Origin of the sequence: Candidatus Symbiopectobacterium endolongispinus, assembly GCF_018777385.1 — a bacterium.
Taxonomy (GTDB): Bacteria; Pseudomonadota; Gammaproteobacteria; order Enterobacterales; family Enterobacteriaceae; genus Symbiopectobacterium; species Symbiopectobacterium endolongispinus.
The window spans coordinates 121,040-133,619 of record NZ_JAFJYB010000002.1 but is presented as its reverse complement, the minus strand read 5'-3'; the positions used below and the strand labels follow the sequence as shown (position 1 = coordinate 133,619).

Here is a 12,580-nt window from a genome sequence, read left to right as displayed (position 1 = left end):
AACTTTAAACAAATAAATATCATGTAATTATAAATTATATAATGAAAATCAAAAATACTTTCTGCCTGCATATCCTGATGGCGATCCTGTTCCTCAGCGTTCCCCCGCTGGTGAGAACCACTGATCCAGCGCTGACATTCCAACCGCTGATTAAATCAATGGAAGGAACGCCAAAGGAACGCCAAAGGAACGCAAGCAAAACATGGCGACTATTTCCCATGCTTTACAGGGCAATGCGATTTTCTTTATCGGTGCATCTGAAGTTTCTACTTCCGAAGATGAACATTACGCCGTTTATAATTACTTCAATAACCAGTTGCATCGTCCTTTAGTGGCTTACGGTGATAGTTACGTTGATAGCATCACGCATTTTTTACTGCTCTCGCGTTTTAAAAATGACATTAACGCCAATAGTAAAATTGTTCTGATGTTAGCACCTGATACTTTTTATTCTGAAGGCATTCCTCCGGCCATTTTTGCCAACAACTTCCCCTAATCAGTGTTTAATCCCTTGATGAAGGATATGTTGGCGCGCCCTTTGCTGGTCAAATACTTACGCAATATTGATAAAGAAGATATCAGCCACTTAACCTTCAGCCAGATGGAAATCTATGGCTGGTATCCGGAAATTATCTGGCAGGAAGTGAGTTACCTCTTTGCTAATTTCTGCGAGATGGTAAAAAACGAGTGGCTGGCAATGCTGAACATTACCCCACAACCGGCAAAACCCTGGCCGGAGCAACTCGTCAATCCGGATTGGGATATGGCGTTGGCCCACGCGCGCGCTCAACAAATCGCGCCAACAAAGCGCTGACACTATGTGTATGGATAAGTCGATTTTTGCCGACGATAACACGCCGGATGAGTGGGACAACGCGCCAGCAATCCCCTCGCAACTGGAAGCTTTGCGGGCGACGGTCAAACTGCTGAAAGCGCGCAACGCCCAGTTTGTGGTGGTGGTTGACCCGATTAACCCCTGGGCGATTAAAAACTCAGAGAAATTCCAGGTAGTCGATCAACAGATCCGAACGATGCTGGAGCAACATCGGGTTCCCTATTTTGATATGTATGCCCAGCCTTATCAGAACGGCTGGAACTGGGATCGTTTACATCCCACTGAACTGGCTTGGGTTGCCATAGACCGCTTTATTGCTGAGAGTTTTAAACGATGAAAACAGCCATTCGCCTTTTTTTCCTTTATTTCTTTCTGGCGGTCACCATTGTTGCGTGGACCTCTGTTGATGACAGCATGGATTTGAAAGCGCATTTCGAATACCAAAAATTCTGAGGGGTAGTAAATGATGTACAGCTCCGGAACGTTTTTTTCCTTCTGTTTTCATCAGCTCTACTGTTTGCGCTGGTTAACCGCGTATTGCATTATCGGCTGACCTATTTGTCTGCTTTTTCTGTGCTGGCGGCATTTGGCTGGGCGTATATTTTCCAGGGGGGATTATCTCATTCCCGTGGCGGTTTTTCTTGGGTTTTATCTCCTTGTCACATTAAAAGAAAAAGGCTGGTTAAAAACCTGGCAGGCCGTTAGTCTGACATTACTTCCTATGTTCCTGGTGAAATTAGATCTCAACAACCACTGGAACATGATTGGCTTGTCATTCATGACCTTCCGTGCCGTTGACGTGCTGCTTTATCGCAGCAAAAAAGATGGCCAACGTTTTCTGCATTATTTCTGCTACCTGTTTATGCCGTTTATTATCCTGGCGGGCCCAATGTATCGCTGGCGCACATGGATTAATGACATTAATAAGCCGGTCTTCACGCTTACCCGTGAACAGTTTTTACTGTCCATGGAACAAATTTTTACCGGTATTATCCAAAAATACCTATTAGCCACGCTCATTGATACTCTGGTCGTTCAGCCGTGGAGCCATCAGCCATTTACGTTGAGCGTTGGCGTGGTCATGTCTCTGGCTTCGCCTATCTCTACTTTGACTTTGCTGGCTACAGTAATATGGCTATCGGGGCCGGACGTTTATTTGGCCTGAATATCCCGGCAAACTTCAATATGCCGTTTCTGGCAAAGAACCCACAAGATTTTTGGCGACGCTTTCACATCAGCCTGTCTGAATGGCTGAGGGATGTGGTCTTTATGCCGATTTATATGAATCTGATGAAGCTCAATTTTTTCCGTCAGAACAAAAAGCTGGCGCAGAATATTGGTATTTTCTGCACCCTGTTTTGTATGGGGGCGTGGAACGGGCTGGAACGACACTATGTCATCAGCGGCGCACTGTTTGGCGCCATTTCTGTTGCTCACAATATGCTGCAATGGTCAGCGAAACGCAGCCCGGTACTGAGCAATTGGTTAGATCATCCGGTTAGTGAGTTTACGGGTCGAATTTTGACGCTAGCAAGCGCCGCGGCCTCCCTCTATATCTTTAGCGGAATGTCACCTCTACGAACCAACACAGCGAGCTTCTAGAACTGCAAGATTTTCTGCGTGCGGCATTACTCGACCCCGCGAACCCACAGCAACCGGCGATTAGCGGCAGTGATGAATCCCTGACCTGGCAACAGCTTTCTGTTGCTGCTACCGACTGGGCGAAACGCTATCACCATTGCCAGCAGTCCGCTGGCAATGGTGATAGTGATCTACGGACACCAGCAGGCAGAGTTTGCCGCCGCTATCTACAGTTGCCTGTTGCACAACATTCCGTATATTCCGGTGGACTGCATCTACCCGCAGGAACGGCTCAAAGAGATTTGCCAACTGGCAAGCGCCCCTTACTATTATGACGTGGCGACCCGACAATTTATTGCCACGGACGTGACCGAACAGGCACTCGTTGAGCAGGATCTCGCCTATATCATGTTCACCTCTGGCAGTACCGGAAAGCCCAAAGGTGTGCAAATCGGGCGTGAAAGCCTGTGGCATTTCATGAAGTGGGTGCGTCAGGATTTTGCGCTGCCGGAAGTGCCAGTGCTGATGAACCATGCTGTGTTCAGCTTCGCTCTCTCTGATTCCACTGCTGGCAAATCTGGCAACCAGCGGGCATATCGTGCTGAATGCGAAAGAGGATATCGCCGCAGTTTAGCAGTGACTATTTGCCCGATCTGAGCGTCTTTGTGTTCATCGGCGAAGTGCTAAACAAAGCACTGGTAAAACAACTGCGCCGCCGCTTCCAGCACGCAAAAATCCTAAATTCTTACGGCCCAACGGAAGCTACCATCGCGACCACGGTTATCGAAATTACCGATGACATCCTGCACAGCGAGAACGATCTGCTGCCGATTGGCGTGATGATGCCGGATTCCAGAATGGAGATTACCTCTGACGGTGAGCTGATTATTTGGGGAAAAAACGTGATGCGTGGCTACCTCGGGCTGGCGAAAGAGAATGCCGAGAAATTGCTGCATAGGGAAAGCGAAATGTTCCGCGGCTATAGAACCGGTGACCTGGGCTACGAAAATGTGGATGGGCTGTTCTACTGCCAGGGCCGCAATGACAGCCAGATTAAACTCAATGGTTATCGTATTGAAATCAACGAAATTGAAAATCGACTGCTGGCGATGTCCGATATCAGCGAAGCGGTGGTTCTGCCGCTGATGAAATCAGGTGGTGGCGTTTTGCGTATTGCCGCATTCTGCGTGACGCACTTAGCCCAGGAAGCGATTAAAACTTCGCTGTCGAAGGTGATCCCGCATTACATGGTGCCTTCTCAAATTATCATTAAAGACGCACTGCCGCTTAACCCTAACGGCAAAATTGATCGTAAGTTGCTGGACTCTCACGCCCGCACGAACTAATTACACCAGGAAAAAATGATGGAACAAGAAATTCTCGCTCTGTTTGAAAAGGTCTTATCCCGCAAAGTGGGCTTTAACGATTAGCTGATTGAGTCCGATATTCTCGACTCTATTCTGGCGGTAGACCTTGTGTTGGAAGTGCAGGACGTTTACGGCTGCATGATTCCTCCCACCGAAGTCGCGACCGTACTGAAAACCACGGCGGATTTAGCGCGTTACATTGAAGAGAATCGCGGCTAATTTCCTAACAGCGAAGATATTTATTGCTCACCGTTATCACCTCTGGTGGCGTCACCCGAGGTGAGCGTTGAGAGAGAATCGCCTCCGCTACATTTTCAGGCGCTCAATCAATTGGCGCTGATAATCAGGCAGCTTGCTGCTGCTGGCGTTCTGAAATACAAGCGGCGTAAGATACGTCATACCCGCATGCAGGGCGCTTGCTTTCATGGGTAAAAAGACATCCACAAGCGTAACACCAATTCTCCCCGTTTCTCAGTAAGTAGACGACTCCAGCTGCGGTGCTGACAATGAGCATCTATTTACCCTGCCACACTCCCGGCCCCACGCTGCCCCAGGTGTCATTCAACCAGGCTTTCATCATGGGCGTAATATTAAACCAGTGGGTAGGAAAGATGAAAACGACACGTGAATACTCGCGCATAATCCGGCGTTCTTCTTCACCATTAATATTACGTGTGTCAAAACCATAGACCGTCTCAAGATTACGTACCGTTACGCCTTCAACGCGCTCCGCCGCCTCCTGTAATCCCTTAGTCAGAACAGAGCGTTCTGTATAAGGATGAGAAACAATAACCAGTGTATTCACGGCACTCTGATCATTGCTAATGGCTTCGCGGAGCGGTAACAGGAAAAGAAAAGTAACGGCAAATACCCTTTTTACGACGCTAAAAAAGTGTGCCCAATTCATCTTTTCGCTCCTTCATTAATTCAGAGTTTCAACGGTTCTGATTACCGCCAGTCCATCACACCTGTATTGCGATTTTTCAGAATGCCTGAAACTGATGCAGATTTTCTGCAATCATTTTGGGAGAAAATCCCCGTATATCGTACTTTGCCAGATCGGGAAAATAGGAGTCCTCAGCCAGGATTGTCATAAGTTCATCACGATTTTTGGCATTGGCAATAATAACACCGGTTCTTTCGCAATCGGTGTAAGGCCCAATCATCAGAAAGTTACCTGCACCAAAATATTTTTTAAACCATTGAGCATGATGAGGAAAAAGGGACTCGTGTTGCTCTGCCGTAATATTTTCGTTTACCGTGATCTGGATAAGAAACATTTATCCGCCCCTTTTTTATACGACCATTTCTGGTTCAGACGACAACGTGAGCAGTACAGTAACCAGACGCGAGGCATGCTCTTTCGCCATGATTTTCTGTTGCGCTATTTTGGTTTCGTCGCGATCTGAATAGCTCACGCCACAGGTGTAAACCGGTTTCTGCATATCCAGATTGCATAGCGCTGCGGTGGTTTCAAACTGAATTAAGTAATCTTCGACATCGTTTCCAAAGAAACCGTTAGAGGAATATAGCGCCTGCGGTGCTCCCGTCGTAAAAGAGAGAATCAGCTTTTTGCCGCCCAGTTTTGCAGTCGAACCGTGAGCAAACCCGTGGACAAAAACCTCATCCAGCCATAACTTCATTATCCCAGGCAGTGAATACCAGGAAAAAGGAAACTGCCAGACAATCACATCAGCCTTCAGCAACGCTTCCTGCTCTGCGGCAACATTGATTTTAAAATCCGGGTAGAGCGTATCAAGGCAACGGATCTCAGCGCCAGGCAAGGCACGGGCAACCTCCAGCAGGATAGTTATATTGCCAACAGACGCCGCAAGATTTGGGTGCCCTGAAATAATCAATACATTAGGCATTTTCAGTTCATTCACAGTGGGTGATTCAATGGATGCACAGTATAAGCAAGCTCAATTCTGTTTTTTAGGGTATCAATAGCTCAAAGACTATTAGACAATGGCTAATAATCAGAAACTCATTGGCATCGGGATGGCGGGATGAATAACGTGATTTACAATCAAATACGCATCTTTCAGAGTATTGCGTATGAGGGCAGCATCTCCGCTGCCGCAAGGAAGCTGGAGATCACCCCGCCCTCAGTCAGTAAGGCACTCAAACTCCTTGAGCAGCACATTGGATATCCACTGTTTCTTCGCACGATCCGTAGAATCGAACTGACTGACGCAGGCCAACAGTTATTACAGCAGACATCCGACGCCATAAATTCGCTGGAAAAAGCGCTTGAAAACATTAAAGAACTGAATCAAAAACCTTCAGGCCTTATCAGGATTACGCTCGCGCGCTTTGCTTACCTTCTTATACTCAAACCAGCGATGAAAGCGTTCTGCCAGCAGTACCCTGGGATCCAACTGGAAATTTCCGTTTATGACGGGACCCTAAATATCATTGATGAACGGTTTGATCTGGGGATTCGCTTTGGAGACATTCTTGAGGGAGGTGTTGTCGCTCGTCAACTGATGAAGCCCTTTCGCGAAGGGTTATATGCTTCAACTGAATATCTTAAAGCATTTGGCACACCGGTATTACCGGTTGATCTTCACCAGCACAGGCTCATCGGTTACCGGTTTATTACAAATAATCGCATCCTTCCACTGATACTGAGTGATAAGGGAGAATAGCTAACCGTTGATATGTCGGGCCAATTAATTAGCAATGACATTGACGTTATGGCTGATGGTATACGTAACGGGTTGGGGATTGGGAGATTATTTGAACCTATTTACCAACTACAGCCAGACAAGGAAAAATTTATTCCGGTGATGGAAGATTACTGGAAAACCTATCCCCCGTGTATCTCTATTATCCCAAAAATGCAGGTAAATCCAAAAGGGTCAAAACCCTGGTTGATTTTTTAATCAAAAGGGCTGAACATGAATAAAAAAGCCATAGCGACATTCGCCAGGGCTTTTAGGTTACGATTAACTTAAGATTTAACATTAATACACTTAGATACTTAGTACTGCTATTTGTACAGCCTTGATGTACACGTTACGACGATAATATTGGGTACTGAAAAGATAACAAATCCCTCCCATATAGTTACCGGTTGAACGTTCTGCCTGCTCCATCAACCTATGAAGCCATGGCAGGCTAAATAAGTACATCTCCCATCGCGATATAAAATGGTTGATGCATAGCCTTACTGCCGTTGCGATATTCAACACCTAGAACCAACCAAACACACTCGCAACCAAATATAACTAAAACATGGCGTTACATCATCGCGCTTTCGTTCACAGCCTGCGATTGTAGATACTGACTACATGGCCTGAATGCATTACCAAACGAGAATATTACCCACTCTCAGTTTGGAAAACTCATAAAAAATACACTTCGTGGCCTTTATCGCATCATTATTAAAGAGCGTAAAAACACTTCTCAAATAAACAGCAAACTAATTTCTTTTGCTGTTAAAATACAATTTACATGCTTTTTCAGTGGTGTCAACACTGTTATTAACAGGGTCTTCCCTTGTTGTGGTGGCTGAAGGCATGATAATGGCGTATTAAATCGCCAGAGGTCACCACTATGGACGAGGAGTCTCTCTACGCTCATATCCTCAACCTGTCTATTCCGTAGCAGGTAAAGTCTCTTTCTCTCGAAATACGATGCCAGTTCCGAAAATCCCATAGCGTCTTTGGAATAATTGAACGTGCCTTTTGACATGATTTCTTGAGCCGCATGTACAAACATACCATAGGCAAACCGCGTCATGGATGCTCCAACGCTGATTCGCTTTACACCTGCATCGGCCAATTCAGCAATGCTAAATATCTCTCCGGGCAACCCCATCACAATATTGACTGGTTTTGTCAGTTCTTGGCATACCGTTTTAATCATTGTAATATCCCTGAGGCCAGGAGCATAAAGAACATCCGCCCCGGCTTTTTCAAAAGCCTGTAATCTCAGGATGGTTTCATCCAGATCGGTGATTCCCCACATAAAATTTTCGGCACGGGCCGTTATGACAAAATCAGTCGCCAGCGCATCTCGTGCTTTAGCCGCGGCCTCAATTCTTTCCACTGCCAGGCTAAAATCATAAATAGGTTTACTGGTTATGCCGGTATGATCTTCCAGAGAGCATCCCGCCAAACCGATGCCCGCAGCAATTTCAACAGGCTGTGCGGCACTTTCAGGGCAATCCCCCATCCCTTTTTCAAGATCGGCGGACACCGGCAGAGAGGTGGCATTAACGAGAGACTGACAATGCAAAAGAGTCTGCTCCCACGGAACAGTCCCTTCCTGAACCCCTAGCAAAAAAGCAAGCCCCGTGCTGGTTGTCGCAAGCGCTTTAAACCCCATGGTTTCGAGTATCCAGGCAGTGCCGATATCCCAGGGGTTAGGAATAACGAAAACATCATCAAGCTCATGTAGCCTGCGGAAAATCTTTCCTTTGTCTTCCATGTGTAACCCCATGCATCATTGTCAAATAGAAAGAGCACTACGCTCAGTTGAAACTATCATAAAATCCAACGCCATTCAGAACCAAAACATGGTATCAGGAGGTTTCTACCGCGAATAAATGCGCCATCATTCAAAGAGTGCCCTTCAAAAACCGTTCATTTAGCTCCCACGCTGCCGTTCTATTACTATCCCATGAATGATATTTGCTCAAATCAGAATACTTTATTATATTTACTTCGCTATGTTCATCGCTCAAATTTATTTTGCAGTTCATAGGTAATCTAACAGCAAAAGAATATTCTGTAACAGTGTGGAAATCATCCCCCCATGTCTTATCACTGTTGAAATGACACCGTGGAATAGAACACACCGATTCAAGCTGTACAAAATCTGATGTTTTAAACATAATCCCCAGCTCTTCAGATGATTCTCGTATCGCTGCACTTTAATATGGTTTCATTTTACTCTACCCCTCCTGCTACCCATTGCCAATAGTCTATATCTTTTCTTTTCAGAAGATACAAATACAATTCACTCTCATAAATTGCATTAAGAAACAACTAACACTTGTTTAGGTTGGCGCATCAATACTCCATACTTATAACATTAAATATTAATTATCGCACTCTTTCACACATAAACCATTTAATAAAATAATACACCCAACCCTACTTAATAACACTAACTGAAGGCGCTATCCACTCATCACGTAACATACTCATTATGGCGGTATCCCAGCGTTCATCGCCCACTTTCACTGAGGATCGGCGAACACCCTCACCAATAAATCCAATGCGGGAATAGGTTTTGATGGCTATTTCATTCCAAGCGTACACGTTAAGCTCTACGCGCTCTATTTCGGCATATGAAAATGCTTTTTCTAAAACCATGCCAATCATTGGCATTGCGAAACCACGTCCTCGATGCTCAGGCGCAATGACAACCCTACAAATTTTTGCCACTCCATTTCTCCAGTCAAACACCTGTTGGCAATGACTGCATAATTCGCCTGCATTATCTTCAACCATCTAACAAAAATAGTTAGTGGGAATGACCTTGGTTTTACTCAACATCGAATTAACTTGTTCTTCATCGAGAGGATAAGATAAATCCGGTTCGTCCCATTGAACAATATCCTTTTCACTAAAAACCACCCTATCAATATTGGAAAATGTTGCTCAGTGAAAGGGATAAGATAGAGTTTGTTGCTGGGTGAGTTTCTATTCTCAAGAGAGGCTGACCTTTTCATAAAAAATCTATCGACCGAGGGATTAACATGATACGAAGAAATATATTACTAAAAGGAGATTCAATACAGCACTTTATTTTATCATTCAGCCTTATTGTTCTATCTAACGTTTTGCCACTTTTGACATTCACTCAGGTATCGCGGACAAACAATCTATAGGCCAGCGGCAATCGCTCACGCTTTTCTGATGTGATTTGTTTCTATTGAGGCGTGAATCTTATGCGGTCTCATGTTGAGACGGCCTCAGATGTGAATAGCAACACAGACAAGATAAGTTCTGCTGCTAAAGCGATACAGACCAATCTCATTATAGTTGAGATTAAAATTAATAAAATCAATAAAATATAGAAATGGTGCCGATAATAGGAGTCGAACCTACGACCTTCGCATTACGAATGCGCTGCTCTACCAACTGAGCTATATCGGCCCTGATACACGTCAGTGAGCACTGACGATGGACTACGGGGTGACAAAGTAGTGAAATCACCGTAGCAAGTCAATAGCTTTGCCGTCCGTTTGCTGGTTTTGTAAACGACCAGAGGAATAACAGGATTCTCTCATTATTTTCACTGCTAATAACGGAGAATCCTATAACTTTCAAGCTTAAGGCAGCTATCATGCGCGGATTAAATCTTCGCCGTAACCAATCCACTTGTAGGTGGTCAACGCTTCCAGTCCCATCGGGCCGCGCGCGTGCAATTTCTGCGTGCTTACCGCCACTTCGGCACCCAAGCCAAACTGGCCGCCATCGGTAAAGCGGGTGCTGGCATTGACGTACACCGCCGAGGAATCCACCTCGCGCACAAAGCGTTCCGCATTGCTGATGGAGCGCGTCAAAATCGCATCGGAGTGCTGCGTGCCGTGTTCACGGATATGGGCGATGGCAGCATCCATATCGTCCACCAGTGCCACGTTGAGGTCGTTAGAGAGCCATTCGTCATCGTAGTCCTTGGCTTCCACCGCAATCACGTTGGCAGGCCCGTTTTGCAGCGTGCTCAAGGCTTCCGGGCTGGCGTGCAGCGTCACCCCTGCTTGTGCCATTTTCTCGCTCAGTGCAGGCAGGAACTGCGCGGCAATGGCGCGGTGAATCAGCAGCGTTTCCAGGCTGTTGCACGCGCTCGAACGCTGTACCTTGGCGCTTTCAATCACGGTCAGCGCTTTGGCAAAATCAATGCTCTCATCGGCAAAAATATGGCACACGCCAATCCCGCCCGTGATCACCGGAATAGTCGATTGCTCACGGCACAGTTTATGCAGCCCGGCACCACCGCACGGGATCAGCATATCCACGTAGCGATCCAGTTTAAGTAGTTGATTGACCAGATCTCTGTCTGGGCTTTCAATCGCCTGAACCGCAGCAGCGGGCAGTCCACTCTGCGCCAGTGCGCGTTGAATCACGCTCACGGTGGCTGCATTGGTGCTATAAGTCTCTTTGCCGCCGCGCAGAATCACCGCGTTACCGGTTTTCAGGCACAGGCTGGCGACGTCCACCGTCACATTCGGGCGCGCTTCATAGATAACGCCCACCACGCCCAGCGGCACGCGACAGCGTTCCAGTTTCAATCCATTATCCAGCAGGCGGCCATCAATCACCTCACCCACCGGGTCATTCAGGCGGCAGACCTGGCGCACATCATCAGCAATAGCGCTCAACCGCTGAGGCGTGAGCAGCAACCTGTCTTGTCACGCGGCGCTCATGCCGTTTTGCCTAGCATCCGCCAGGTCCAGTGCGTTAGCAGCCAGAATCTCTGCGCTTTCCGCTTCCAGCAGGTCAGCAATCACGTTCAGCGCCTGGTTCTTCTGCACCGTACTCAGCACCGACAGGTGATAGGAGGCTTGTTTAGCCGCTTTGCCCATTTTTTCCAGCATGGCGTGCTCCTTAATTAATAATCATGTCGTCGCGATGAACGGCCACCGGGCCATATTCATACCCCAGAATATCGGCAATCTGCTGCGAGTGATGCCCGGCGATCATGCGTGCGCAGCGCATCACTGTTGTAACGGGTTACCGCATGCGCCAAATCACGTCCGGAAAGCGTACAAACGCGGATGACCTCACCGCGAGAAAAGTTGCCCTTCACCTCGCGAATGCCTTTTGGCAACAGCGAGCTACCACGCTCAACGATCGCGGAAAGCGCACCGTCATCAATGGTAATTTCACCCGCTGGTGGTGCACCGAAGATCCAGTGTTTGCGGCTTTCCAGCGGTGCTTCCACGGCGTGAAAACGGGTGCCGACCGACACGTTGCCAATCACATCGGCGCGGTTGCCCGCGGCAATGATCACATCAATCCCGGCGCGGCAGGCCACGTCAGCAGCCTGCAATTTGGTCGACATACCGCCCGTGCCAAGGCCAGAAACGCTGCCACCGGCAATCAGGCGCAGTTCGTCGGTAATGTCTCCCACTTCCCGGATCAATTCGGCCTCCGGGTTAGAACGCGGATCGGCGGTAAACAGACCAGCCTGATCGGTCAGCAACAGCAGCTTGTCCGCATCCGCCAATATCGCGGCGAGTGCCGACAGGTTGTCGTTATCGCCAACCTTGATTTCGGCGGTGGCTACCGCATCGTTCTCATTAATTACCGGAACAATACGGTTATCCAGCAATGCACGCAGCGTGTCGCGGGCGTTGAGGAAAAGTTCTCTGTCTTCCAGATCCGCGCGCGTCAGCAACATTTGGCCAATATTGATACCGTAAATAGAAAATAGTTGTCCCCATAGCTGAATCAAACGGTTCTGCCCGACCGCGGCCAACAGCTGTTTGGTGGCGATGGTGGCAGGCAATTCCGGATAGCCCAAATGCTCGCGCCCAGCGGCAATCGCCCCAGACGTCACAATCACAATACGGTGTCCGGCCGCGTGCTGCTGTGCGCACTGGCGAACCAATTAAACAATATGGGCACGGTTCAAGCGTCGCGAACCGCCGGTCAACACGCTGGTACCCAATTTCACAACCAAAGTCTGGCTGCCACTCATGATTAATCTGCCGTTAATGTTGGTCAAAACACGAAATAGTGAAAACGTTGCCACAGAGCACGTTCATAATGGCAACAGAGATTACGCGAATCTGCCCCGCTCCCGCAAACGGTAACGCGGCGCAGACTCAAAAGAA

Annotated in this window: 4 protein-coding genes, 1 tRNA gene and 8 pseudogenes; 5 read left to right on the top strand and 8 right to left on the bottom strand. The window is 47.5% G+C overall.

Annotation, left to right across the window (positions count from 1 at the left end; all coding sequences use genetic code 11):
• Positions 1-41: 41 nt before the first annotated feature.
• The 4 pseudogenes from JZM30_RS07250 (at position 42) to JZM30_RS07235 (ending at position 4,002) form a co-directional block, all read left to right on the top strand.
• A pseudogene (locus tag JZM30_RS07250) lies at positions 42-1,172 on the top strand (D-alanyl-lipoteichoic acid biosynthesis protein DltD).
• Positions 1,173-1,301: 129 nt separating this feature from the next.
• Positions 1,302-2,437: pseudogene (locus JZM30_RS07245) on the top strand (membrane-bound O-acyltransferase family protein).
• A gap of 2 nt (positions 2,438-2,439) precedes the next feature.
• A pseudogene (locus JZM30_RS07240) lies at positions 2,440-3,762 on the top strand (AMP-binding protein).
• Positions 3,763-3,780: 18 nt separating this feature from the next.
• Positions 3,781-4,002, top strand: a pseudogene (locus JZM30_RS07235) (acyl carrier protein).
• A gap of 87 nt (positions 4,003-4,089) precedes the next feature.
• Here the strand turns inward: JZM30_RS07235 and JZM30_RS07230 are convergent.
• The 3 genes and pseudogenes from JZM30_RS07230 to JZM30_RS07220 all read right to left on the bottom strand — a co-directional run bounded on the left by JZM30_RS07230 (position 4,090) and on the right by JZM30_RS07220 (position 5,654).
• A pseudogene (locus JZM30_RS07230) lies at positions 4,090-4,690 on the bottom strand (NAD(P)H-dependent oxidoreductase).
• A 76-nt stretch (positions 4,691-4,766) separates the two neighbouring features.
• On the bottom strand, positions 4,767-5,063 hold the full coding sequence (locus JZM30_RS07225; protein ID WP_252318196.1) for a YciI family protein: 297 nt from the start codon (positions 5,061-5,063) through the stop codon (positions 4,767-4,769).
• A 15-nt stretch (positions 5,064-5,078) separates the two neighbouring features.
• On the bottom strand, positions 5,079-5,654 hold the full coding sequence (locus JZM30_RS07220) for an NAD(P)H-dependent oxidoreductase (RefSeq protein ID WP_252318194.1): 576 nt from the start codon (positions 5,652-5,654) through the stop codon (positions 5,079-5,081).
• Positions 5,655-5,792: 138 nt separating this feature from the next.
• On the opposite strand from JZM30_RS07220, the pseudogene JZM30_RS07215 reads away from it, so the two are divergent.
• Positions 5,793-6,694: pseudogene (locus JZM30_RS07215) on the top strand (LysR family transcriptional regulator).
• A gap of 500 nt (positions 6,695-7,194) precedes the next feature.
• Here the strand turns inward: JZM30_RS07215 and JZM30_RS07210 are convergent.
• The 5 genes and pseudogenes from JZM30_RS07210 to proB all read right to left on the bottom strand — a co-directional run bounded on the left by JZM30_RS07210 (position 7,195) and on the right by proB (position 12,444).
• Complete coding sequence (locus JZM30_RS07210; RefSeq protein ID WP_252318192.1) at positions 7,195-8,220, bottom strand: isocitrate lyase/PEP mutase family protein; 1,026 nt, start codon at positions 8,218-8,220, stop codon at positions 7,195-7,197.
• Between the two features lie 668 nt (positions 8,221-8,888).
• Positions 8,889-9,248: a GNAT family N-acetyltransferase gene (locus JZM30_RS07205; protein ID WP_252318191.1), complete on the bottom strand. Its 360-nt coding sequence runs from the start codon at positions 9,246-9,248 to the stop codon at positions 8,889-8,891.
• Positions 9,249-9,820: 572 nt separating this feature from the next.
• Positions 9,821-9,896 (bottom strand) — tRNA-Thr (locus tag JZM30_RS07200).
• A gap of 188 nt (positions 9,897-10,084) precedes the next feature.
• Positions 10,085-11,338: pseudogene (gene proA, locus JZM30_RS07195) on the bottom strand (glutamate-5-semialdehyde dehydrogenase).
• Positions 11,339-11,348: 10 nt separating this feature from the next.
• Positions 11,349-12,444, bottom strand: a pseudogene (gene proB, locus JZM30_RS07190) (glutamate 5-kinase).
• Positions 12,445-12,580: the final 136 nt, after the last annotated feature.